At 45.7% G+C, this 24,153-nt stretch carries 20 protein-coding genes and 1 pseudogene; 7 read left to right on the forward strand and 14 right to left on the reverse strand.

Translation table 11 applies throughout. The features are described 5' to 3' along the window. Positions 1–99: 99 nt before the first annotated feature. The 4 genes and pseudogenes from arcB to MHM99_RS05625 all read left to right on the forward strand — a co-directional run bounded on the left by arcB (position 100) and on the right by MHM99_RS05625 (position 6,568). Positions 100–2,454 carry an aerobic respiration two-component sensor histidine kinase ArcB gene (arcB, locus tag MHM99_RS05610; RefSeq protein WP_014950541.1) on the forward strand — a complete coding sequence of 785 codons (2,355 nt, stop codon included), beginning with the start codon at positions 100–102 and terminating at the stop codon, positions 2,452–2,454. Positions 2,455–2,628: 174 nt separating this feature from the next. Next, positions 2,629–3,183 carry a PH domain-containing protein gene (locus tag MHM99_RS05615; protein WP_049588103.1) on the forward strand — a complete coding sequence of 185 codons (555 nt, stop codon included), beginning with the start codon at positions 2,629–2,631 and terminating at the stop codon, positions 3,181–3,183. Beyond that, a complete protein-coding gene (locus MHM99_RS05620) occupies positions 3,183–4,889 on the forward strand; it encodes a PH domain-containing protein (protein ID WP_239218480.1) in 1,707 nt (568 codons plus the stop codon). The genes MHM99_RS05615 and MHM99_RS05620 overlap by 1 nt, the downstream gene beginning before the upstream one ends. Before the next feature lie 101 nt (positions 4,890–4,990). Beyond that, positions 4,991–6,568: pseudogene (locus MHM99_RS05625) on the forward strand (sodium/solute symporter). 10 nt (positions 6,569–6,578) lie between these two features. Here MHM99_RS05625 and MHM99_RS05630 read toward each other — a convergent pair. The 6 genes from MHM99_RS05630 to MHM99_RS05655 form a co-directional block, all read right to left on the reverse strand. Then, complete coding sequence (locus MHM99_RS05630) at positions 6,579–7,835, reverse strand: response regulator (RefSeq protein WP_049588096.1); 1,257 nt, start codon at positions 7,833–7,835, stop codon at positions 6,579–6,581. Between the two features lie 121 nt (positions 7,836–7,956). Beyond that, positions 7,957–9,138: a 2-methylaconitate cis-trans isomerase PrpF gene (prpF, locus tag MHM99_RS05635; RefSeq protein WP_168462803.1), complete on the reverse strand. Its 1,182-nt coding sequence runs from the start codon at positions 9,136–9,138 to the stop codon at positions 7,957–7,959. Between the two features lie 11 nt (positions 9,139–9,149). Continuing rightward, positions 9,150–11,741, reverse strand: a complete 2,592-nt coding sequence (gene acnD, locus MHM99_RS05640; RefSeq protein ID WP_239218482.1) for a Fe/S-dependent 2-methylisocitrate dehydratase AcnD — start codon at positions 11,739–11,741, stop codon at positions 9,150–9,152. An 18-nt stretch (positions 11,742–11,759) separates the two neighbouring features. Further along, entirely contained in the window at positions 11,760–12,884 is a 1,125-nt protein-coding gene (gene prpC / locus MHM99_RS05645) for a 2-methylcitrate synthase (protein ID WP_061095772.1), read from the reverse strand. A gap of 259 nt (positions 12,885–13,143) precedes the next feature. Continuing rightward, a complete protein-coding gene (gene prpB, locus MHM99_RS05650) occupies positions 13,144–14,019 on the reverse strand; it encodes a methylisocitrate lyase (protein ID WP_014950533.1) in 876 nt (291 codons plus the stop codon). Positions 14,020–14,084: 65 nt separating this feature from the next. Next, complete coding sequence (locus MHM99_RS05655; RefSeq protein WP_014977261.1) at positions 14,085–14,747, reverse strand: GntR family transcriptional regulator; 663 nt, start codon at positions 14,745–14,747, stop codon at positions 14,085–14,087. A gap of 797 nt (positions 14,748–15,544) precedes the next feature. On the opposite strand from MHM99_RS05655, the gene MHM99_RS05660 reads away from it, so the two are divergent. From MHM99_RS05660 to MHM99_RS05670, 3 genes are all read left to right on the forward strand, one after another. Then, entirely contained in the window at positions 15,545–17,809 is a 2,265-nt protein-coding gene (locus tag MHM99_RS05660; protein ID WP_014950531.1) for a TonB-dependent receptor, read from the forward strand. Positions 17,810–17,935: 126 nt separating this feature from the next. Further along, positions 17,936–18,208: a hypothetical protein gene (locus MHM99_RS05665; protein ID WP_239218484.1), complete on the forward strand. Its 273-nt coding sequence runs from the start codon at positions 17,936–17,938 to the stop codon at positions 18,206–18,208. Between the two features lie 51 nt (positions 18,209–18,259). Next, positions 18,260–18,592: a hypothetical protein gene (locus tag MHM99_RS05670; protein WP_014950529.1), complete on the forward strand. Its 333-nt coding sequence runs from the start codon at positions 18,260–18,262 to the stop codon at positions 18,590–18,592. 7 nt (positions 18,593–18,599) lie between these two features. Here the strand turns inward: MHM99_RS05670 and MHM99_RS05675 are convergent, their stop codons facing one another. The 8 genes from MHM99_RS05675 to MHM99_RS05710 all read right to left on the reverse strand — a co-directional run bounded on the left by MHM99_RS05675 (position 18,600) and on the right by MHM99_RS05710 (position 24,074). Continuing rightward, the gene (locus tag MHM99_RS05675; protein WP_239218486.1) at positions 18,600–19,220 is read right to left on the reverse strand and encodes a response regulator transcription factor; all 621 of its coding nucleotides are present in this window, start codon (positions 19,218–19,220) and stop codon (positions 18,600–18,602) included. Then, positions 19,217–19,465 carry a hypothetical protein gene (locus tag MHM99_RS05680; RefSeq protein ID WP_239218488.1) on the reverse strand — a complete coding sequence of 83 codons (249 nt, stop codon included), beginning with the start codon at positions 19,463–19,465 and terminating at the stop codon, positions 19,217–19,219. The genes MHM99_RS05675 and MHM99_RS05680 overlap by 4 nt, the downstream gene beginning before the upstream one ends. A 57-nt stretch (positions 19,466–19,522) precedes the next feature. After that, positions 19,523–20,380 carry a histidine kinase gene (locus MHM99_RS05685; protein ID WP_239218500.1) on the reverse strand — a complete coding sequence of 286 codons (858 nt, stop codon included), beginning with the start codon at positions 20,378–20,380 and terminating at the stop codon, positions 19,523–19,525. Positions 20,381–20,396: 16 nt separating this feature from the next. Next, positions 20,397–20,726 (reverse strand): SMR family transporter, encoded by a 330-nt coding sequence (locus MHM99_RS05690; RefSeq protein WP_014950526.1) that lies wholly within the window; start codon positions 20,724–20,726, stop codon positions 20,397–20,399. Positions 20,727–20,754: 28 nt separating this feature from the next. After that, entirely contained in the window at positions 20,755–21,351 is a 597-nt protein-coding gene (locus MHM99_RS05695) for a hypothetical protein (protein ID WP_049589065.1), read from the reverse strand. A gap of 125 nt (positions 21,352–21,476) precedes the next feature. Beyond that, entirely contained in the window at positions 21,477–22,859 is a 1,383-nt protein-coding gene (locus MHM99_RS05700; RefSeq protein WP_331284381.1) for an MFS transporter, read from the reverse strand. A gap of 19 nt (positions 22,860–22,878) precedes the next feature. After that, the gene (locus MHM99_RS05705; protein ID WP_049589064.1) at positions 22,879–23,454 is read right to left on the reverse strand and encodes a BON domain-containing protein; all 576 of its coding nucleotides are present in this window, start codon (positions 23,452–23,454) and stop codon (positions 22,879–22,881) included. Between the two features lie 23 nt (positions 23,455–23,477). Then, a complete protein-coding gene (locus MHM99_RS05710) occupies positions 23,478–24,074 on the reverse strand; it encodes a phosphoheptose isomerase (RefSeq protein ID WP_014950522.1) in 597 nt (198 codons plus the stop codon). Positions 24,075–24,153 lie beyond the last annotated feature (79 nt).

Raw genomic sequence — 24,153 nt, forward strand, 5'->3', positions numbered from 1 at the left:
TTCTGAGCAGGGCCACAGAGTTATGCTTTGACAAACCGCATTCCCGAAAAGAGGAAAGCCTGATAGGATAACCGCAAAATAAGCTTAAATTAGACGTACATGCATTCAGATTCACCAAACGATTCTTGGGCAATTCGCTTTGCCCAATTTGTTCAGCGTTTTGGCACTCTAAAGCTCAGCATATTGTTTGTTGTTCTTTCGCTTGTGTTTACGCTAGGGGGCTCATACGTAATTCGCGTGAGCATGGGAAGCCAGGTTCAGCCCGATGACTTCATCAGTGCTGTAGTACTGACCATGTTATCTGCGCCTTGGGTACTTTATTTCTTTAGTGAGTTAATCAAGCAATTAGAAAACTCACGTACCAACTTAAAGGAAGTGGTAAGCCAGTTGGAAAGTTTGCGTGAAGAAGATGTCTTTCTTAACCGCGAACTTCAAAGCAACATCAGACAGCTTAATCACGAGATAGAGCAGCGCAAGCAAGCACAAGAAGAGCGTGAGGCGCTGTTTAAAGACTTAGAAAAAGAAATTCAGGATAAATCAGAACAAGAAGCACAAGCACGCCGCTTATCAACCTTGTTACGTTCAATCATCGATGCCTCACCAGACTTAATATATTACCGAAATGAAGAAGGCAGGTTTGCTGGTTGTAACCGTATAGCGGAGCTTATGACGGGCAAAACCGAGCAAGAGCTGCTTGGCTTAACGCCAAAAGACGTATATGAGGAAGAGCTTGCCCGCCAAATTGTAGCGAGTGATCACGAAGTTCTAGAAACCAACGCCAGTATCACAGAAGAGCTGTGGCTTCGCTTTGCTGATGGACGTCGTCGTTACTTCGAAATGAAGCGTGTACCTTTCTTCGATAAAGACGGTAATCGCCTCGGCTTGTTGTCGTTCGGTCGAGACATGACTGAGCGTAAGCAAGCTGAAAATGCTGCTGCAAAAGCAAGTACCGACAAAACTCGCTTTATCGCAACCATAAGTCATGAGCTACGCACACCGCTAAACGGTATTGTGGGCTTAAGCCGTATGCTGCGTGATACCGAGTTGAGTGAAGAACAATTTAACTGGGTAAGTACGATATACGCCAGCGCTATAACATTAGGTAATATTTTTAACGATATTATCGACCTTGATAAGTTAGACAGAGATAAGCTTGAGCTGAGTCTAAAAACCATATCGTTGAAAGACTTTACCGAAGAACTTAGCAGCATTATTCGTCTACTTGCAGCCGACAAACAGCTAGAGCTTAAAACGACAATTAACGAGCCGCTTCCCCGTCTTGTTGAAATAGATGGTACGCGCCTTCGTCAGATATTATGGAACATCCTGTTTAACGCAGTGAAGTTCACACAAAAAGGTCACGTAAGTTTAACGGTTTCATCGACGAAACCTGATGGTGATAAGGCGTATGTAACATTTGTGATTGAAGACACGGGCGTAGGTATTCCTGAAAGCGAAATTGATAAGATTTTTGCCATGTACTATCAGGTTGATCACCCTGACCACCAATCGGCCACAGGTACCGGTATTGGATTGGCAATTTGTAAGCAAATGGTCGACTTGATGAAAGGTGAAATTCACGTTTCAAGTAAAGTGGGTAAAGGCACCCGTTTTGAAATTGTGTTGCCAGTTCAAATTTCTAATAGCCCGATGAAAGTCGCGCAGCTTCAAGTGACAGGGCTCAATATCTTGTTAGTAGAAGATATTGAATTGAACGTCATGGTCGCTAAAGCCTTGCTCGAGAAGCTTGGCCAGAAAGTCGATGTAGCAATGACCGGTCAAGAAGCCATAGACAAAGTCAGGGAAAACCAATACGACCTTATCTTGCTTGATATTCAATTGCCTGACATGACAGGATTCGATGTGGCAAGTACGATTATTGAAGAAGATCTGGTTATGCAAACGCCCATCGTGGCGCTAACGGCAAACGTCATTAAAAAGCGTGATGAATACTTAGAAAACGGTATGGATGACGTTATTGCGAAGCCGATTAAAAAATCTCGCGTTATCGAGGTGTTTAACGAGCTGTTCCATGCACCACCTGCACCGCTTGAAATTGATGGCGAAGTAGAGCGCCCTGAACCTAACAAAACATTAAGTAACATTTTAGATATGGACTTGTTACAGATGTTAGTTGATACCATAGGGGATGAAATGGTGCGCGCTAGCGTTAAAGTATTCCAAGAAAAAATGCCTGAATACATGGAAATACTGCAGCTAAGCTTAAGTGCGGACGAAAAGTCAGAAGTGTGCTCACAGGCTCACAAAATTAAAGGCGCCGCTGGCTCTGTTGGTTTGGCTCGTGTACAGCGTATTGCTAATCAAATTCAGCAAGGCGACCATCCGACTTGGTGGGAGAACGTGCATGATTGGGTGGAAGAGCTACAAATGGCCGTTCAGCACGACATGAAGGCACTACACGATTGGCTGAATGAACAGCAGGTTGATGACTAGTTAGCATAACGCGCTCTTTAATAGGTAACGTAAAAAAGAGGGCTTGCCCTCTTTTTTGTTATAAAAACTGCGCTAGATAAAGCGGTCAGAGCTGCGTTGCTAAGTAGCTAAGCCTCTCCTTAAAAAAAGCGGCAGGCTGAACTTATTTATACAGTGGTAAAAGGAATTAATGCGATGACAATTAGCGCACAACAAGAAACCGTGTTTTCAAATAATCAGCTCAGTGTTGAGGAAATTCCCTCACTTCAAACGCTCGCATTACTTCCTATATCCAAAAAGTACCGGACACTAAATATCCTCTCCATTGGATTGATAGCCTTAGTGCTAATCGGTATTGCTTCTGCGTTACGACTCCAAAGCTTTTGGTCATTGCCAGAAGGACTGCTGCAAGCCTACCCGTATGTTGTTGCTGGTATCGTCGCTGTAGGCTCTCTATGGGCGCTGTACCACTTTTTTGCTGATGTACGCATATTTTATGCGATTCGAGAGCAAGACATCAGTAAGCAGTCAGGGCTAATTTTTAGAAAACTTTCGTGCCAACCTATTTTGCGTGTTCAGCATGTAGAGGTTAATCGCGGTCCATTGGACAGGTGGGCGGGTCTTGCCTCACTTCAGGTGTTTTCGGCTGGTGGTGAAATGCACACGTTTGAAATACCTGGGTTAAGCATTGAAAGGGCAGAGCAGTTGCGTGAGTTCATTCTTGCTCATAAAGACATAGGTGCACGCTAATGACGGTATCAGAAACGCCCTCACACCAAGCGCCTACACTTAATCAGTCAAAAGAGCTGAAAGAAGATGCTGCGCTCAAGTCCCATGGGCAAGATGCTAATATGGAAGAACCGAAACTTAAAGTAGAAACGGGTGATGAGTGGCAGCGCCTCTCTCTAATTTCTATTTTGTACTTTACTATTCGCAATTTTACCAACTCGGCTCAAGTGCTTATTTATTCCATTCCCGCCTTAGCCATATCGTTCAATATTTGGGATAACCTGCTGTCGCCTGAAGTACTAATCGGTGCTGGAATCCTCTTTCTATCTACCAGTGTCAGCGGCGTAATAAGCTTTTTAATGTACAAGTTTCGCGTGCACAACCAGCACGTTGAGATTCATCATGGCGTGTTTCAACGCCGCTATACCAACTTGCCCTTGTGGCGTATTCAAAACGTTAAGATAGAACACCCTTTTTATTACCGACCTTTTGGGTACGCGCTAGTGGTGCTTGATACCGCAGGAAGTGGGAAAGAAGAAGCTAAAATTGTAGCGGTTCCTGAAGATTATGCTGAAGCGCTAAAAAAGCAGGTGTTGTATGAAAAAGCTCTGCACGATGAAGGTGACCTGGATTGTTTGCCAAATGAAGATTTATCCGACGAGCAGAGTTCATCTTTCCCCACGCCACGAACGCGCGCTAAAGCGGTAGATTCTTCCCATTCAAATGAAGAAGTATTAAATCGACGGTCCGTGAAAGACATTATTATTCACGGTATCACCAACAATCGCGTGTGGATAATACTGGGTGCTGCGGCACCTTTCTATGACGATGTGTTCGGTCTGGTTTCAGAGTGGTTAGCCGATAAAGGCTTGCAGCTTAATCAGCTGGTTGGTGAACAAACGGTTGCGTGGTGGCAATTTGGATTGTATGCCTTTGTCATTCTCATGATGCTTATGGCGTTAGTGGCACTGCTGAGTGTTGGTGGCGCGCTTTTCACTTTTTACGGCTACACACTTTCACGAACAGGTGATCGCTATATCCGTCGCAGCGGCTTGCTTAATAAACTGGAAGTCAGCATGCGCGCTTCACGCATCCAAATGATTACGGCGAAGCAAGACTGGCTGGATAAAATACTAAAGCGGGTGAATTTGTATTTTGAGCAGAACTCAACGGCTGGGCAGCAAATGCAAGAACTGATGTCGCCAAATAAGCTTATTGTGCCATCGGTAACCGAAGATGAAGCCTTCGCGCTTAGTCAAGAAGTGATGCCTGGATGTGACCTGCGAGGTCAAGATTATCAAACCATTAGTAAGCGATTTATTACTTTTTGGTTGCTTGCGGGCTGGACGTTGCCTTTTATTACCTTTTTCACTATTGGCGCTGTGTCATCCCATCTAGATATTATGCTAGGTTCACTCGTTGTCTTTAGTGCGGTATCGCTGTTACTCACGCTTAGGTGGTGGCGATGGGGTATAGCCTACGACAGTAAGTACGTTTATATAAGGCGAGGTAGAATAGGCATCGACTATCAATGCTTTGAGCCCTATAAAGCGCAGCAAGTTATCGTTAAGCAAAGCGTGTTTATGAAGCGAAGAAAACATGCCACCGTTAAGTTTGTACTGGCTTCGGGGGCGGTGACTGTGCCGTTTCTACCAGAAGACTACGTTAATAAACTAGCAGATAGTGTGCTATTCGAGGTGGAGTCAACCAGAAGGTCTTGGATGTAACGTACACTGTTTCTTTGAGCGCTGCTTTTTTATACGTTTTTTATGCAAATAGACCGAGTTTATGTAATGGTAGGTATTTAGTTGCTTAACCTTGCGTCTATATGGATATTCTTGATTACAGTGTCATCGCGATTTACCTCATCACGTTACTCGTCATCGGCTTTAGCTTGCGTGGACAGCAGTCAAAGAAAGATTATTTTCTCGCTGGAAGAAGCTTAAGTTGGAAACCGCTGTTACTTTCAGTGATGGCGACGCAACTCTCGGCGGTCAGTTTCATTTCCGCTCCTGCATTTGTCGGCTTCCGTGAGGGTGGAGGGCTGATTTGACTCTCTTATGAACTAGCAGTTCCGTTAGCCATGCTTTTACTCATTACCACCGTGTTGCCTACATTATACCGAAGCGGTGTGGTGAGTATTTATGACTATCTTGAGCGACGTTTCTCTACCTCTACCCGTATTTGTATCAGTGTTGTGTTTCAACTTAGCAGGGCCTTCGCTACCGGCATAATGGTTTACGCGCTATCCATTATATTGCAAGGAACCATGCAGGTTTCATCCACGCAGGCAATATTACTCATTGGTGTGATTACCGTTTTGTACTCCTTACAAGGAGGCATGAAAGCAGTTGTATATGGTGACGCGGTACAAATGGTTGTCATCGTTTTGGGCACAGCTATCTGCATTGCTTTTGGTCTTAACGCATTAGGCGGTTGGGAGCATTTTTTACAGTTACTTCCAAGCGAGCGGGTCTCTACCCTTAATTTTTCATCTCTGGGTTTTGATGGTGACGGCTTCGGCTTTTTTCCTATGGTGCTAGGTGGCGTGATCCTTTACGCCTCATACTACGGTTGTGATCAATCAGAAGCACAGAGGGCATTGTCAGCGAAATCGGAAAGCGATCTTAAAAAGATGATGTTAGCCAATGGCATTTTTAGGTTCCCTATAACACTTCTATATTGTTTAGCAGGCTTGGTGGTCGGCACACTAACGTTTAACGACGCCAACTTGCTATCGCAAATTCCTAAAGATAATCCGGACTGGCTTATGCCGGTCTTTATTCTTAATTATTTACCTCATGGGCTTATCGGCTTGCTTGTGGTCGCTATTCTTGCTGCAGCCATGTCATCACTGAGCTCAGCAATAAACTCTCTTGCCGCTGTTTCGCTTGAAGATTATTTCAAACTCACTCGGAAACGCGCAAAACCTGAAGGCTACCTGAGTCATGCTAAGTTTGCGGGCTTGCTTTGGGGAGGGATTATTTTGCTGCTTTCGCTCAACGCTGGCGATATAGCGCCTACCGTAATAGAAGCGGTGAACAAAGTGGGCTCTGTTTTTTTTGGTCCTGTCTTGGCTGTGTTTCTACTTGGCATGCTAACGAAGAAGATAAATGCCACACAGGTCAATACCGGCCTGATGTGTGGCGTGCTGACTAATTTGTCGTTCGCATTTTTTGTCGAGGACGTGTTTTGGTTTTGGTGGAATGTAACGGGGTTCGCGAGCACAGTGATACCCGCTATTATCTTGTCTGCTTTATCAGCTAATGATAAAAACGATACAGCGACGATCACCACCTCTGGTCAACGACGCTTACTGATTGATAAGCCGATTGCCACCCTATTGGTTGGCTATTTTTGCTTATTGGTCGTTGTTTGCTACTTAATGCCGCGTTGGCTGCAGTAGACTCAGTGATTTACGCCTCTACTGTTTTGGCGACTGCGTCTCTCAGAATAACCTGATCTTTGCCCGCGTGCTTAGCTTCGTACAAGCGCGCGTCAGCCACTTCTAACTGCGACTCCAAGCACTTGTGCTCCTCAGTACATACACCAATACTGCACGTAATATTAAACTTGTGATTGGTAAAAATAGTAGAGCGCACTGCATCCATAAACGCTGAAAGCGCCGATAAATACACCTTGGGCGGCCTCACCGATACCACCGTAAATTCTTCGCCACCGTAGCGCACAATTAGGTCGTCAGGGAAGTAATCTTTTAACAATGCAGCAAATTCCTGCAATAACATGTCACCCGTTTTATGGCCGTACGTATCGTTTACGCTCTTGAAGTTGTCAGCATCGATCATAGACACAATGACATCCTTTCTCGACGCTTTATTTGCAAATAACTCTTCTGCTCTTTCGTAGAGAAAACGGCGATTATATACCTTGGTTAGCGGGTCTAAGTTTGCTGAATTTCTAATAGTTTGAATCATTTCTTGTGATTCAAGGTTTTGCATAATTCTGCAGTAGAATTCTTCGTGATAAAACGGTTTGGACAAGAAGTCATTGGCGCCGCTTTTAATGAATTTCGAAGTCAACACGCTATCGCCGTTTGCCGATAAACCGATAAATACCAAGTCTTGCATGCGTTTTTCGTGGCGTATTGCTTTAACCAGTTCATAACCGTCCATATTGGGCATACGGTGATCGGCAATAACCATTTTAATATCGCGGTGATTATCAAGCTCTTCCAACGCTTCTAAGCCATCGTTCGCTTCATGCACCTGAAATTGGAATTTGCGAAGTAATGAGCAAATGTGATTTCGGCTCGTTCTAGAATCTTCCACTACCAACACTTTGGTAGTGAGGTTCTTTCTTAAGCGGTCTACAAGTTTAGACACTTGAAGGTATGAATAGCGAGACTCTTTTGTGATGTAATCCAGTACGCCCTGATCGAGTAGCTGAGCACGAGTAAATTCGTCGAAATTCCCAGTAAGCACGATTGTTGGAACGTTGTAGGAAAGTGCAAGTTCAACGCTCTCGCCGTTGGGCGCGTCGGGAAGGTTTAAGTCGACGATAGCTGCCAAGTAGTCGGTATCGCTCTCGAGGGCACTTTTAGCTTCCGCAAGATCTTCGCACAGATCACACGTAAAGTGAGGATTATCCTCAATAAGTTTGTTTACAATCTTTCGGACAGTGAGACTGTCTTCTACTACAAGAACTTTATACATGTGATTTACTCTCGGCACTTAGGCTTCGATAATAACCAATTATAGACAAAAAAGCCCTCAAAGAGAGGGCGTTTTATACTTATGTCTAAATAATTTTATTCTTATGTAACATTGCGTTGTACTAACTTTGTTCAGCGGGAACACGCACGGAGCCTTCCATCAAAATACGTGCGCTTCTGCTCATTACAGCTTGCTTAATTTGCCACTTGTCGTCTTCAAACGTAGCTCTTGCTCCTACTCTAAGCGTTCCAGATGGATGCCCAAAAGTAACCGAGTCTCTTTCGTCGCCGCCAGCTGCGATATTTACAAGAGTGCCGGGTATCGCCGCAGCCGCTGCGATCGCGACTGCTGCCGTGCCCATCATAGCATGATGAAGTTTCCCCATAGACAATGCGCGAACCAATACATCAATGTCTGAACCCAAAATATCTTTGCCACTGGAAGCTTGGTAACCTCTTGGAGGTGCAACGAACGCGACTTTTGGTGTGTGCTGCCTGTTTGCAGCTTCACCCACATCATTGATGAGCCCCATCTGAACCGCGCCGTGTGCACGAATTGCTTCGAACTTGGACAGCGCCTCGGAGTCGCTGTTTATATCATCCTGCAGTTCAGTGCCTGTGTAGCCAATATCTTCTGCGTTGATGAAAATAGTCGGAATACCCGCGTTTATCATGGTCGCCTGAAGTGAGCCTACGCCTGGAACTTCAAGTGTGTCGACTAATCGTCCTGTCGGGAAGATTGCCCCTTCACCGTCAGCTGGGTCTACAAAGGCCACTTCAACTTCTGCAGCAGGGAAGGTGACACCGTCTAGTTCAAAATCGCCGGTTTCCTGTACTTCCCCGTTAGTCATTGGCACCCTAGCGATAATGGCTTTGTTGATATTGGCTTGCCAGATATTGACGGTGGCGATGCCGTTTTCTGGTATTTTACTTCTATCCACTAGCCCATTGGTTATCGCAAATGCGCCTACGGCTGCCGTTAGGTTTCCGCAGTTTCCACTCCAGTCTACGAATGGCTTGTCTATGGCTACTTGACCAAATAGGTAGTCGACATCGTAACCTTCACGTTCACTTTTGCTTAAGATAACGGTTTTGCTGGTACTTGATGTAGCACCGCCCATACCGTCGGTTTGTTTACCGTACGGATCGGGGCTGCCAATTACGCGCAGAAGCAGGGCATCGCGCGCCGGCCCTGGCTTTTGCGCGGCTTCTGGCAAATCGGTTAAATTGAAAAACACACCCTTACTGGTACCGCCACGCATGTAGGTAGCCGGTACTCGAAGTTGTGGCGCATACTTTGTCATGTTTTTTCCCCTCAGCTAGCTCCAGCTTCTAAGAAGTCCTTTGCAAAGCGTTGTAATACACCGCCTGCGCTGTAAATAGAGACTTCTTCTGCTGTGTCTAAGCGACAGGTTACCGGTACTTCTAGCTGCTCACCGTTTTGGCGGTTTACTACTAGCGTAAGCGTTGCCCCTGGTGACGGTTCGCCGCTTACGTCGTACGTTTCTGTGCCATCTAGCTCTAGGGTTTTACGTGTTGTGCCTGGTTTAAACTCAAGCGGCAATACGCCCATACCAATTAGATTAGTGCGGTGAATACGTTCGAAACCTTCAGCTACAATCACTTCAACACCCGCAAGGCGCACGCCCTTGGCTGCCCAGTCTCGTGACGAGCCCTGACCGTAGTCAGCGCCAGCAACAATAATCAGCGGCTGTCTGCGGTTCATGTAGGTTTCAATAGCTTCCCACATGCGCATAACTTGTCCTTCTGGCTCAACGCGCGCCAGTGAACCTTGCTTCACTTCACCGTTTTCCAGCACCATCTCGTTGAACACTTTCGGGTTCGCAAGGGTAGCGCGCTGTGCGGTTAAGTGGTCACCACGGTGTGTGGCATACGAGTTAAAGTCTTCTTCCGGTAAGCCCATTTTGTGGAGGTATTCACCTGCCGCGCTGCTGGCTAAAATAGCGTTTGAAGGCGACAAGTGATCGGTGGTGATGTTATCTCCCAAAATAGCCAGTGGACGCATACCTTTCATGGTGCGCTCAGCATCCATTGCGCCTTCCCAATAGGGCGGGCGACGAATGTAGGTGCTCATTTCACGCCAGTCATAAAGCGGGTTAATGTCTTTTCCGTAGTCAACGCTAAGGTCGAACATTGGCTCGTACACTTTTCTGAAGTGCTCTGGCTTCACCGATTTCGCTACAATAGCGTCAATTTCTTCGTCGCTTGGCCAAATGTCTTTAAGCGTTACTGGGTTGCCTTCTTTGTCGGTGCCCAATACGTCTTTTTCAATATCAAAGCGCACGGTACCGGCGATGGCGTAAGCTACAACCAGTGGTGGCGATGCTAAGAATGCTTGCTTTGCGTAAGGGTGAATACGGCCGTCGAAGTTACGGTTACCCGACAATACTGCTGTTGAGTAAAGATCGCGGTCGATGATCTCTTGCTGAATTTTGGGGTCTAGCGCGCCGCTCATACCGTTACAGGTAGTACACGCAAAGGCAACCACGCCAAAGCCTAAATCTTCCAGCTCGCTCATCAGGTTAGCTTCTTCAAGATACAGCTTAACGGCCTTAGAGCCTGGTGCTAGTGAGCTCTTAACCCACGGCTTACGGGTTAAACCGCGCGCGTTGGCATTTCGAGCAAGTAAACCTGCAGCAATTACATTGCGTGGATTAGATGTATTGGTACAACTTGTGATAGCCGCGATAATAACCGCGCCATCAGGCATTTTGCCTTCCTCCTCGGTCCACTTCGCTGCTATACCGCGACTTTCTAAATCGCTGGTAGGTAAACGTGCGTGTGGGTTAGAAGGGCCAGCCATGTTACGTCCAACAGCAGAAAGGTCGAACGTAAGCACCCGCTCATACTCGGCAGTTTCTAAATCATCAGCCCATAAACCTGTGTGCTTAGCATATTGCTCAACTAGCGCAATTTGCTTTTCCTCACGTCCTGTTAGGCGCAAGTAATCAATAGTTTGCTGGTCAATGTAGAACATGGCTGCAGTGGCGCCATATTCCGGTGTCATGTTCGAAATGGTTGCGCGGTCGCCCAGCGTTAGGTGCGATGCACCTTCACCATAGAATTCAAGATACGCGGAGACTACGCGCTCTTTACGCAAAAATTCAGTTAACGCTAATACAATGTCGGTTGCGGTAATGCCAGGCTGTGGTTTGCCGGTAAGTTCAACACCTACAATGTCAGGCAAACGCATGTAAGACGCCCGGCCTAGCATAACGCTTTCCGCTTCAAGGCCGCCAACGCCTACGGCAATTACACCAAGTGCATCAACATGCGGCGTATGGCTGTCTGTACCTACTAGCGTGTCAGGGAAGGCTACGCCGTCGCGAGCTTGAATAACCGGCGACATACGCTCCAAGTTGATTTGGTGCATAATGCCGTTACCCGGGGGGATAACATCCACGTTCTTAAATGCCGTTTTTGTCCAGTTGATAAAGTGGAAACGGTCGTCGTTACGTCTGTCTTCAATTGCACGGTTTTTTTCAAACGCGTCTTTCTCAAAACCAGCATGCTCTACAGCTAATGAGTGATCCACAATCAACTGTGTTGGAACTACGGGGTTAACCTTCGCCGGATCGCCGCCCTTTGCGGCAATAGCATCGCGAAGCCCCGCTAAGTCTACCAGTGCCGTTTGACCTAAAATGTCATGACACACTACGCGAGCAGGAAACCACGGAAAGTCCAAGTCGCGCTTACGATAAATCAGCTGTTTAAGTGAGTCGGTAAGCATTTCAGGGGCGCATTTGCGCACCAAGTTCTCAGCCAGTACACGTGAGGTGTAAGGCAGCTTGGCGTAGGCGCCAGGCTCAATAGCATCTACCGCTTCACGGGTATCGAAAAAATCGATACCCGCGTTTGGAAGCGGTTTACGGTAATCAATATTCATAAAACCCCAACCTTAATCTTAAGCGCGTTCGCTGATAGCAGGGACTGGGCGAAGTTCTTCGCCTGTGTATTCTGCTGACGGACGAATAATACGGTTGTCAGCGCGCTGTTCCATAACGTGTGCTGCCCAACCGGTTAGACGAGACATTACGAAGATTGGTGTGAACAACGGCGTAGGAATACCCATGAAGTTGTACGCAGAGGCATGGAAGAAATCGGCGTTACAGAAAAGTTTCTTCTCGCGCCACATCACTTCTTCACAGCGAACAGACACAGGGTAAAGTACGTCGTCACCCACATCAGCAGCCAGTTTTTCAGACCATTGCTTGATAATTTCGTTACGCGGGTCAGAGTCTGAGTAAATAGCATGGCCAAAGCCCATGATCTTCTCTTTGCGCTCAAGCATGCCCATCATTTTTTCTTCTGCGTCATCAGCAGAGGTAAAGCCCTCGATCATTTCCATGGCGGCTTCGTTAGCACCACCGTGAAGCGGGCCGCGAAGTGAGCCGATAGCACCCGTTACACAAGAATGCATATCAGATAAGGTTGAAGCGCAAACACGTGCAGTGAAGGTAGACGCGTTAAATTCATGCTCTGCATAAAGAATTAACGATACATGCATAACCTGTTCATGAAGTTCACGTGGCTTTTCGCCATGAAGCATATGAAGGAAGTGACCTCCAATTGAGTCGTCATCGGTTTCAACGTCTACGCGCACGCCGTCGTGCGAGAAGCGGTACCAGTAACAAATGATACTTGGGAAGCAAGCTAACATACGATCCGTAACATCTTGTTGCTGGTCGAAGCTGGTTTCCATTTCAAGGTTACCTAGCATTGAACAACCCGTGCGAAGTACGTCCATTGGGTGAGCATTTTTTGGTATGCGCTCTAGCACTTCTTTAAGCGCGGTAGGAAGGCCGCGCATGCTGCGAAGTTTTGTTTTATAAGCGTCTAGCTCAGACTGGTTAGGTAGCTTGCCCTTTAGAATAAGGTACGCTACTTCTTCAAATTGACAGTTTTGCGCTAAGTCTTTTACGTCGTAGCCACGATACGTTAAACCAGAACCTGATTTACCTACGGTTGATAATGCTGTTTTGCCTGCAACTTGGCCGCGTAAACCCGCGCCACTTAACTGTTTAGCCATCTTGTTGTCTCCGGTCTTGTAAAATTTGTAAGGTACTTTTTTAAAAATTTAGAAATAAAAACTATATTGAACTCATCAGGCGAGTGGGGTGCGAGGCACCGAGAGAGTGGGGGCGGTGCACGGGGCGTTACCCCTTTGAGGCATGGATGCCGAAACGGAGCCCCCATGGATGGGTTCACGGCGTGGTAACGCCCTGTGTACCGTTTCAACTTCAATGGTGCCTCGCACCTCACTCGCTTCCTGCTGTTTCGTATTCGTGTTAGTTCTTACCTTCTGCGAATAGAGCATCTAGTTTTTGCTCGTACTCGTGGTAGCCAAGATAATCGTACAGTTCCATGCGTGTCTGCATGCTGTCGACAACGGCTTTTTGGTCGCCGTTTTCAAGTATAGATTTGTAAACCATTTCTGCTGCTTTATTCATCGCACGGAATGCACTTAGTGGGTAAAGCACCATGTCGGCACCCCATTCACCAAGCTCTTCTTTATTCCATAGTTCGGTTTTGCCGAACTCAGTGATATTGGCAAGGATCGGAACGTCTAGCGCTTCAGCAAATGCACGGTAATGTTCTTCGGTTTGCACTGCTTCGGCAAAAATACCGTCAGCACCTGCTGCAACATAGGCTTTTGCACGTTCAATGGCTTTGTCTAAACCTTCTTGTGCGAACGCGTCGGTGCGCGCCATAATGAAAAAGTCTGGGTCAGTTCTGGCGTCAACTGCAGCTTTTATGCGGTCTACCATTTCTTCTGTGCTAACAATTTCTTTGTTAGGACGGTGACCACAGCGCTTTTGCGCAACCTGGTCTTCCATATGAACTGCCGCCGCGCCTGCTTTTTCCATGTCGCGAATAGTTTTGGCAATGTTAAATGCTCCGCCCCAACCGGTGTCGATGTCTACCATTAGCGGAAGATCGCACGCGCTGGTAATGCGCTGAACGTCTGCAATCACATCATTAAGTGACGTCATGCCTAAGTCCGGTAGGCCGTAAGACGCATTCGCTACGCCTCCACCTGAAAGATAAATCGCTTGGTGCCCAATAGCCTTTGCCATCATGGCAGTATAGGCGTTAATGGTGCCGACAATTTGTAGCGGTTTGTTGTTCTCTAATGCGGTTCTGAATTTCTTTCCTGCACTCATGATAATCACTCGCTTATTTGAAAGTAGGGTAGAGGTGAATTAGGTATGAAGAAGACTGAGTGGTGTTAACCATGATTAAGCTTCTTCTCAATATTATTTTTTGAATAAAGAATATGGCGACGCATTAGCATTTCAGCCAGTTCCTCGTCGCGATTGGCAATAGCGTTAACGATGTGTCTGTGTTCATCAAAGGCGGTACTTACGCGAGGGCCAGCCATACCGAGCTGTACGCGATACATACGAACAAGATGGTAAAGCCCGTCTACAAGTACGCTGATGAGATGATCGTTTTTACTGCCGGTTACAATTCTGTAGTGAAAGTCTACATCGCCGGCTTCTTGATAATAGCTTTGACCGTCTTTTACTTTATCGAAGTGGCTATCAAGCAACGCCTGCATGTCGGCAATTTCTTCATCGCTCATGTAGCGTGCAGCTAAGCGGGCGGCCATACCCTCTAATGCTTCGCGCACTTGGTATAGCTGAATAAGGCCTTCGGGGGACAGTGCAACCACACGGGCACCCACGTTAGCTTTACGTTCCACCAAGTGACAGGTAGCGAGACGATTGATGGCTTCACGAATAACGGCGCGACTGACTTCATACTTTGTCGACAATTCCATTTCACTCAGCTTACTGCCTGCTGGAATGATACCCTCAACAATATCCTTTCTTAATTGAAAGAAAGTGCGGTCGGCATTGGTGATGGCTTGTTCGCTTTTTACTAACACTGTATAGAATCTTAAAATGACTAATGTCGACAATATATGCCCATTTTGGCGTTTTTTCAACCTTAAAAGGTTTGGATTGTCGACAACGAGAGTAAGATATTAGTCTGATAGTCTTGTTTAGCGGCCTGTGTTGACAGTTGTGCAATGGTTTAATGCGATACGCAAACAGAGCCATGTGTCAGCTTACGTCTATTAGGCGAACCTTGCGCAACCATATTGATTGCTACTGCCCGGACGGAAGAGGGAATTTGGTAACGAAAGTTACATACAGAGGTTCTGAGCTAAAGAATGATTCAAGCCAATGGTGATTTGTTTAAAGTTTGTCCATTTGGTCTAGGTCTTCTTTACTTTATTCGCTTAGGTGTTGTGAAGAGATAGAGTAAATTATCTTTATGATATCTAATTGTTTTTATGGAATTTATATATACTTTTTGTTTGATGCTTAACCTAACCAATTAGTCTAATTTTGAAGTCTTATTTTAGTAAAAGTGTAATATTTTACTTTGCAAGATCGTAATCTAACGGTAACATATCGTTCCAGTCTTCAAGCCTAAATTCTTCGTACTGAATTTTAGAGGGCTGGAAAAGTAAGTTCTACTTTTAAAGCAGAGTTTCATTGAAAGTAAGTTTGTAATGTTTTATTGCGACTTACTTTTTTATTGCCTGTAATCCAGTATAAGCACAAGGTTATGTGCGCCTCTTAAATTAGTGAGTTTAGTCTTTCAAAGTTCCAAAGAAGAACTTGAAGCGGCCTAAAAATATTATTACACCTAACACTCACGCAAAGGGGTTATACCATGAAAACCAATACTGACGTGTCTAAGGCACTCGCCAGTAAGCTTTCACCTGTCGCACTAGCAGTAGCGATGACCGTTCCAGCAATTTCAAATATTGCCGTTGCCCAAGAAGCAGAAGCAACTGAAGAGCAACAATTTGAAGCCATTACCGTTACCGCAACAAAACGCCCTCAAGTTATCTATGAAGTTCCAATTGCTATTAGCGCCTTCGATGGCGACAAGTTAGCTGACCAAGGTATTACTGACCTGACTGACGTTGGTAAATTCGTTCCAAACCTAAATGTTACTGGTTTCTCTGCCGGCCACACATCGTCTGTAAACCCATTTATTCGTGGTATTGGTCTTCAAGATCACCTAATCACAACCGATCCGGGTGTGAGTGTTTATGTAGACGGTGTTTATCTGGGCCGTCAGGTTGGTCAAAACTGGAGCCTAAATAATATTGAGCGTATTGAGGTACTTCGTGGCCCTCAAGGTACGCTATATGGTCGTAACTCGATTGGTGGTGCAATTAACATCATCACAAAAGAGCCAGACCAAGGTGATGTAACCAAAATCAACACTGAATTTGGTACACGTGGTCGCGTTAAAGCTGATCTTTTTGTTAACCACGGTCTTTCAGAAACCGTAGCGTTTAACATGAACCTGTCATTTAACAAGCGCGATGGTCTTGGTGAGTTCATCAACGTGCCTAACGCCGAGTACGATGTTGGTGAGACTGAAGATGTTTCTGGCCGCGTTTCTCTTAAGTGGGAGCCATCAAATGACTTCCGCATGGTATTAACTGCAGATGCTAACAATGGTGACGGCGGTCTGCGTCCTTACACTGTGCTAATTGATGAAGTGGGTTCAGATCGCTACTTCGGTGGTCAGAATGGTGTTGGCGTACCGTTACGTAACACAGATGTGACACCTGAAGGCGCTGATATCTACGACAATGCAACAGGTACTGAAGCAGTAACTGGCGTGTCGAACGAAGCGCGTGGTCTTTCACTCACTACTGAGTGGGACATTAACGAAGACTACACTGCAAAGGTTGTTGCAAGCCAGCGTACATCTAAGTACAAAGCAGGTCTTGATGATGACGGTACAATTTACTCGTTAGATCAGTTCCCTGAGCGTGGCGAAGCCGATCAAACATCAATCGAACTTCAGCTTAACGGCTATATCAACGAATACACTGACTTTGTTGCTGGTGTTTACTACTTCAACGAAGAAGGTAGCAACCGTCAAGGTGACGACTCTAGTTTTGACGGTGGGGCTAACCTGCTAGAACTCGATCAAGAAACCACTTCAAAAGCGGTTTACGTTAACGTTCGCCGTGACTTAACTGATGAGCTTAGCCTTTCTGGTGGCCTTCGTTACACGAAAGATGAAAAAGAAGCATCAGCGAACGTATTTTCAGCACTTGGTACTATCTATGATTCAAATGATTGGGACGAAGTGACGTGGGAACTCGCCACTAACTACACATTTGAAAATGGCATGACAGGCTATGCGACAATTCAGTCTGGCTACCAGTCGGGCCAATTTCCAGCACGTCCTTACTGCTTAATTGGTGAGTTCTTTGGTGCAGGTGGCTTTGATGATATCGAAGGCGCTCAAGCGGCGGTTCGCGCAAATAACTGTTTTACGGCGTCTGACAATATTACTGCTACTAACTATGAAGTAGGTATTAAAGGTCGTGTGAATGATTACTTCGACATTAGCGTCGCAGTATTTAACACTGAGTTTGAAGATCTTCCTTACCAAGTAAGTCGCGTGAGCGAAGGTGGTTTCGACACCGCAAACCTTGTGGTAGAGCAAACATCTCGTGGTGTTGAAGCTGATGCTACGTTTACCTATGGCAACTTCAGCATGATGACCAGCGTTGGTTATATGGATGTTGATGTTGAAGAGCAAGATGGATTCAATCCTGTAGCGCCACTTACTCCAGACCTAACCCTTGCAATTGGTCCGCAGTATACCTTTGAGCTTGATGGTGGTGATTCAATTCGCGTACGTGCAGATTACTCATATCGTGCAGAAATGTATGGTGAGCCTACTTCAGCACCTGAGCGTATGACTAAACTTGATAGCCGTGAGCTTGTTAACTTCGACATCGCTTATACGCCAGCGAATGATGCGTATACTGTTGCACTTTACGGTCGCAATATTTTTGATGAGCGTTACGACAATGCACGCTTGAATACAGGTGACTACATCCTGCAAATTCTAAGCAACGACGCAAGCGAGTTTGGTGTTAGATTCTCAACTGAATTCTAATAGCTACAACGAGTTACAATTATAAAGCCAGTCTAAAGACTGGCTTTTTTTTGCTTATTTTTTCTTGTTTTATCTTCATTATTAGCATAGTTTTAAAACTCTTCTAAAAATGCCCAGCAACTATTTATGAAAGTGAAAGCACTTTACCGTATTGGTTTTCTTGTTGTTAATATGCTTTTGTCAGGGTGTACCTACACGGTGTATTTACCCGACGATGAAGATATAAACGCGAAGAAAAACGGCAAGGTTGCAGTTGCTAAACCTGAATTTGGTAACCAATGTCGTTATAGCGGAAACGGTGAGTATGGCGCGTGCCCAACGTCAAATAGTGAAATGGTTGGAACATCGTGTTCTTGTCCAACACCTTCAGGGCAGATTATGGGAACGGTGTCGAAATAGAAGACGTGCTTTTGTAGTAAGTAGGGCCTTTCAATCATACGGAGATGGAGCGTGGGATTGTTTACCAGTTTTAAAAAATCGCGGTTAGAAAAAAAGTTTAAGAAAAACGAATGGGTAATCATTCAACCTATTCCGTTCGCTCAATTTGAACAACTTATCGTAGACCATGTAGACGGAGGTTGGGAAATAGAAGATGACTATGAAAGGCTCGCTGAAACGACCGCTAAGTGGCAGTGTGAATTACGCAAAGGTACGAGTATTTTAACCTGCGTATGGACCGCTAAACAGCAAGGTATCGTATACGGTCCCGAACGCGTGCTTACCGGTTTGTCTGAAAAGCTAAATATACCGACGTCTACAGCAATTGCTACGACGTGGTTTTAAGCCTTTATTATAGCCAACCTTTTTGTTTAGCTATGCGAGCAGCATCTGCGCGGTTGGTCGCATCGAGCTTTGAAATAGCCTCTGAGAGGTAGTTTCTTACCGTACCTTCAGATAAAAACAGTGATTGAGCAATGCCTTGGGTTTTAAGCCCTTCTGAAGCAAGTTTTAGTGCAGACATTTCTTTTTGCGACAGTGGATTGTTGTCGTCAAGAGCCATGATGGCGAGCTCAGTCGAAATTACCTTTTCTCCCGCAGAGACTTTGTGAATGGCATCTATCAGGTAGTCGCTGTCAGACTCTTTCAATATAAAACCCTTAACCCCTAAACTTAATGCACGCTTTATGTAGCCTGGTTTAGAAAAGGTAGTCATTAATACCACCTTGGTATTGAGATTTTGCTTTGCAATGTGGGCGGCTAGATCTAGCCCTGAAACCAGCGGCATTTCAATATCGCTCAAAATAATGTGTGGTGCAGGGTTATCATTTAAATAATCAATGGCTTCCTTTCCATTACTGCACTTTTCAACAATGGTTAAGTCGTCTTCTAATGACAGAAGCATGGCAATGGCATCGCGAACCAGCGACTGATCTTCAACAATCAAAATAGTAGTTGGCGCTTTTGAGTTCATAGGGAAGCCTTATGTGACAAAGCTTGCTCGGCAGTAAGCTGAACCCTGACAATAGGGTGGGGAAGGAAAGAAATGTCCACATCCGCATGAATAGACGCCGCGCGTTCTCTAATTCCCATTAATCCGTTTCCTTCTTTAATTGATGCGGTGTTCTCAACTACGCCATGATCTTTATAGGTCATTTTCACGGTTTGCTCATTAACTTCAAGATCAAGGGATACCGCGTTACCGTTTGAATAGCGCAAGGTATTGGTTGTCAGCTCTTTGATAATAAGCGCAAGCTGGCTTTCTTGTTTAGCGCTTTAACGAGCTTCAGCGCCGCCTTCAATATTGGTTGTAACATTAAAGCCGTTTTCTTCTAACAGTGATTTGTCTTTTGCTATTTCATCGCTAAGAGAAAGCTGCTTGATATCTGACACTGCTTGACGAATATCACTCAGTAGCGCTTGAGAAAGCTGTGCCAGCGCTTTTACCTCGCGATGCGCGTCTTCAATCTTATCTTTGCTTATAAGTTTATCGGCCAGTTGTGCCTTTAACGAAATAGAGCTGAGTGCGTGACCCGCAACATCATGTAAGTCTCTGCCTATTCGCTCACGTTCAGCGATCGCAGACAATACTCGTAGTGCTTCGGCTTGCTGGCTCTCTTTCAGACTATGGAGCGTTTCTTTGCGCTCCATAACACCAAACCCGAATAGTACTAAGCTGTTGAGCAACGAAGCACTTAAAAGAAAATGTGCGTTATTAAATACGGTAATGTGCAGTGACACGAGTACCAGCATCATCACGCCTATGCTCATTATGCCTGTCTTGAGCGAATTGTAATAACCTACGATAAAAGCAATAAAGCCGATAATGGTTGCGCCACCAGGGTTTTGAAAGCTGCATGCTACCGAAAGTAGAAACATGAGTAGCAAATAAGTGGGCAGTGTTTTAACAGGCTGGTTTATGGCTTTAATGTAAAGAATGACAAAGCTAAGGTATCCTAGGGTTTGAAGCACCCATGTTTCGATGGGAAGAGGACGGGAAATAATAAGCGGAACAAAAAAGAACAGTGAAAAAAACAAGCTTCCGTGAGACCAGCGCTTTTTCCGTCCACTTGCCAAAAGGGGCATGTCAGGCACCGCGCTGTTACTATCTTGTATGCTTTTATTGCTGAGCATTGTGAGTACTTCGTCCCTACTGAAATACAACGGCAGACTTGCTAGTAATTAGCAGCGTACCAGAGATAATCAACATAATACCCAGCACGGCATAAATGTCGAAAGTTTGTTTCCAAAATACCACCGAAGCAGCGGTGATAAGTGCGATTCCCATGCCCGACCAAATGGCGTAGGCGACCCCAATTCCCATATTCTTTAAGACCATGGCAAACAGCATCCCAGATATCGCGTAGAAAAAGATAGCGCCGTACCCAAAAGCCCACTTCTCCCATCCGTTCGACATTTTAAGCAGCATGGTAGCGGTAACTTCGGTGATAACTGCAACTGCTAAAAGTAAATAAGTCATAATGCATTCCTTCTTAGTTAAAGTGAAATTAGTTAGATTTGATTGATTGAAAACGGCGTTCAAGGGTGATTAATGACACAATGTAGACAGCGACAATCACAGCCGATATTGCCTCTACCCGTGCATCGGGAAACAAGTACCAGGCGGCGACAATGCCGAAGGTTCTGGTTAGCGTGTGAAAGTAGCCTATCCAGTGTTCGATAGCCCATGATAAAGGCATCCACATCAGGCCTGCGAGAATGCCAATACTCAATGGAACGGTGGTGTGGTCGATGGCTGCAACGGGAAGCGCAATGGCAAATACCATTAGGCTCATGATCATGCCAACGAAGAAAAGACGATCAAAACTGTTCTTTGCTTCCTTCTTGGCAAAAAATCGCTCGCCGGTGAGGTAGGAGAGACCTGCACCGAGGTAGAAGATGGCACCTGTGCCGATATACAGCAACCAGGTTATGGTTAATTCAGATACAAAAGGAGCGCTGATACCAAGCAGAGCCCAAACAACAGTGCCTGCCAGCGGCATGGCAATGAATCGGTTCTTTTTAAAATCTTCGCGCTGCTGTTCCAATGGGATGGAAGCATTCTGAGCGGGAGTTATTGACGAAGCGTGAGATACTTGTTCCATGAGCTTTACCTGATGTTGTAATGTCTATAGGTAAAGTATGCCGAGGTACCTCAGATTGCGTTAGTCACAAACGTCACCAATCGCGTATGACAATTGTCATCAGTTCACTTAATGAAGCCTATGAACTAAGTCTGTCGTGCTTTTTTCGCTTTTCGTTTGTTTAACACTGAATCGCCATCTTCCTTCGACAGCATTAAGCTATCGTAAATGCTGACAAGTGCTACTGCGGCCATAAACATCATAGATAGCGTAAACGTTTGTAGGTTTGGCATATTGGCACTTTGTCCAAGAATGAATGCTGCAGCAGCGATAGCAAGCGCAGAAAGGGTAATGCCAAGACCGCGGTTCATTTGCATTAAAATGGCGCCTAGCGTGTTTGCGTCTCGCATTTTATTGGGGGGGACGTCGGCAAAAGCAATGGTGTTTATTAACGTTAAGTGCATTGAGCGAGTAATACCGTTAACAAATAAAATAACGGCAATAGTAAATGACGATGTGGAGTGATTTATCATCGCAAGCGCCACAAAACCAAGGGCGATGAGCACGCCGTTTACTACAAGCACGCGTTTGAAGCCGAAGGTATTCATGATCCACGTTGTCGCTGGCTTTATCGCTAAGTTTCCAGCAAACAGCCACAGCAACAGTGAGCCGGCTTCTACAGGTGAGTAACCTAATCCAAGCTGGAGCATGAGTGGCACAAGAAACGGTGCACTGCCAAGTGCGACACGCATCACAGAGCCGCCAAACACAGTAAGCCGGAAGGTTTTGTGTTGCATCGCATCGAAAGAAAATAGTGGATTCTTGGCCGTTTTTACGTGTTTGACTGCCAATACCATGAGTACTAAGCCAATAGCGATGATGCCAAGTGGTCGAATAAGCTTGTCGCTGGTACTCGCTAAAAACTCGATCCCCGCCATAAACAGCGCAAAGCCGATACCGGTGAGCAAAAAGCCTTTAATATCGAATTTACCTACATTGCCTTTAATGTTTTTAAGGAGATACAGTGACGCGATGATAGCGATTATGCCCAGTGGAATATTCATATAAAAAATCCACTGCCAGCTGAAATGAGTGGCGATGTAACCGCCTAGCACAGGGCCTAGTAGCGGTGCGCTTAACGCAGGCCAAGTTATAATGGCCACGGTTTTTACCAGCTTTTCCTTTGGCAAGTCCCGCAGAACCACTAATCTTCCCACGGGAACCATCATTGCCCCGCCTAAACCTTGAAGAATTCGAGATAAGGTAAATTCGAATAAGCTGGTACTCAGACCACAAAGCACCGAGGCAAAAGTGAATACGGCAATCGCTGCTACAAATATAGTGCGAGCGCCAAATTTATCGGCGGCGTAACCACTTAATGGAATAAAGAGTGTTACGGCTACTAAGTATGCCGATACACCAATAGATAGGTGGGCTGCCGGCACATTGAAGTCGGCAGCAATGACAGGTAACGCCGTGGTGATAACCGTGGCGTCTAAAATTTCCATAAAGAGTGCCCCTGCAACCAAAAGGGCAGTGGCGAACTCTCTATTGAACAATTTCAAAGGCTCTAACTACGCGCGCGACACCCGCAATATTACGAGCAATATCTACAGCGGCTGTGGCTTCTAAATTGGTTAACCGACCCATCAGGAATACTTCTGAATCTTGAACCACTACCTTAACTTGTAGAGCAGGCACTCGTTCGTCCGCCACAATTTTAGTACGCACTTTTGACGCTAACCACAGGTCGTTGGCTTGTGTGCCTGCACCTATCGCCTCGCCAATTCTAATTTGGTTGTGAATTTTTTTGATATAGCTTACTTCTTGGGCGCGGCGCACAGCTTCGTCAACTAAGCCTTGGTTTGGCGCTTGCCCGGTTAGCAACGCTACACCGTTATAAACATCCACTTGAAGGTTAGCCTGCTCTTTAAGCGCATCGCTTTTCGACCATTGATACGACACCGCAGCATCGGCATTTTGGTCATCAAGCTGCGTGCCCACAGTACGTCTGTCATTAGCCACTTTCGCAGCCATAGCGCCTGCAGCTCCAACGGCCACTACACACCCTTGTAATGTAAGAATTAGGGCTAATAAAGAACCCAGTAGTCCCAAATTTTTCACTTGTGTCCTCGTTATCTGTTTTACTACTCGTCGCCGTGATCGGCAGGGAATAAGCTGTCGTCAATGCATTCACATAAATTGTGAATTACCAGTAAATGAACTTCTTGAATACGCGAAGTGCGGTTTGACGGTACGCGAATTTCAACATCATGTTCACTTAAGAAGCCCGCCATTTCACCGCCGTCTTTGCCAGTAAGCGCGACAATGGTCATATCGCGAGATAATGCCGCTTCCATCGCTGCTATGACGTTACGAGAGTTACCGCTGGTTGAAATAGCCAACAGTATATCTCCGGGTTGGCCGAGCGCCCGTACTTGCTTCGCAAATATTTCTTCGAAGTTATAGTCATTCGCAATAGACGTCAGGGTTGAGGTGTCTGTGCTTAATGCGATTGCCGGTAAGCTGGGACGGTCGCGCTCGTAGCGATTGAGCATGTTGGAAGCAAAATGTTGCGCATCACCTGCAGACCCGCCATTACCACAGCTCAGTACTTTATTACCTCTAATTAAGGCTTCAACGATCATGTACGCCGCTTTCTCAATATGCTCTGGCAATATTTCCGATGCCGCTATTTTGGTTTGTATGCTCTCGGTAAAATTCGCTTTTATCTGTTCAATCATGTGTCATCTCTTTGTTTTCACCACACGGCAGACCATTTAGTGAAATTTTTTGCGCTGCATTACAGCGCTTTGATTTTTG

It is taken from the genome of Alteromonas sp. MmMcT2-2 (assembly GCF_022348305.1).
Lineage (GTDB): Bacteria > Pseudomonadota > Gammaproteobacteria > Enterobacterales > Alteromonadaceae > Alteromonas > Alteromonas macleodii.

What these genes read in the sequence shown, in the direction of transcription:
- arcB (WP_014950541.1), top strand. Translation starts at nt 100, where the DNA reads ATGCATTCAGATTCACCAAACGATTCTTGGGCAATTCGCTTTGCCCAA.
- MHM99_RS05615 (WP_049588103.1), top strand. Translation starts at nt 2,629, where the DNA reads ATGACAATTAGCGCACAACAAGAAACCGTGTTTTCAAATAATCAGCTC.
- MHM99_RS05620 (WP_239218480.1), top strand. Translation starts at nt 3,183, where the DNA reads ATGACGGTATCAGAAACGCCCTCACACCAAGCGCCTACACTTAATCAG.
- MHM99_RS05630 (WP_049588096.1), bottom strand. Translation starts at nt 7,835, where the DNA reads ATGTATAAAGTTCTTGTAGTAGAAGACAGTCTCACTGTCCGAAAGATT.
- prpF (WP_168462803.1), bottom strand. Translation starts at nt 9,138, where the DNA reads ATGACAAAGTATGCGCCACAACTTCGAGTACCGGCTACCTACATGCGT.
- acnD (WP_239218482.1), bottom strand. Translation starts at nt 11,741, where the DNA reads ATGAATATTGATTACCGTAAACCGCTTCCAAACGCGGGTATCGATTTT.
- prpC (WP_061095772.1), bottom strand. Translation starts at nt 12,884, where the DNA reads ATGGCTAAACAGTTAAGTGGCGCGGGTTTACGCGGCCAAGTTGCAGGC.
- prpB (WP_014950533.1), bottom strand. Translation starts at nt 14,019, where the DNA reads ATGAGTGCAGGAAAGAAATTCAGAACCGCATTAGAGAACAACAAACCG.
- MHM99_RS05660 (WP_014950531.1), top strand. Translation starts at nt 15,545, where the DNA reads ATGAAAACCAATACTGACGTGTCTAAGGCACTCGCCAGTAAGCTTTCA.
- MHM99_RS05665 (WP_239218484.1), top strand. Translation starts at nt 17,936, where the DNA reads ATGAAAGTGAAAGCACTTTACCGTATTGGTTTTCTTGTTGTTAATATG.
- MHM99_RS05675 (WP_239218486.1), bottom strand. Translation starts at nt 19,220, where the DNA reads ATGAACTCAAAAGCGCCAACTACTATTTTGATTGTTGAAGATCAGTCG.
- MHM99_RS05685 (WP_239218500.1), bottom strand. Translation starts at nt 20,380, where the DNA reads ATGCTCAGCAATAAAAGCATACAAGATAGTAACAGCGCGGTGCCTGAC.
- MHM99_RS05690 (WP_014950526.1), bottom strand. Translation starts at nt 20,726, where the DNA reads ATGACTTATTTACTTTTAGCAGTTGCAGTTATCACCGAAGTTACCGCT.
- MHM99_RS05695 (WP_049589065.1), bottom strand. Translation starts at nt 21,351, where the DNA reads ATGGAACAAGTATCTCACGCTTCGTCAATAACTCCCGCTCAGAATGCT.
- MHM99_RS05710 (WP_014950522.1), bottom strand. Translation starts at nt 24,074, where the DNA reads ATGATTGAACAGATAAAAGCGAATTTTACCGAGAGCATACAAACCAAA.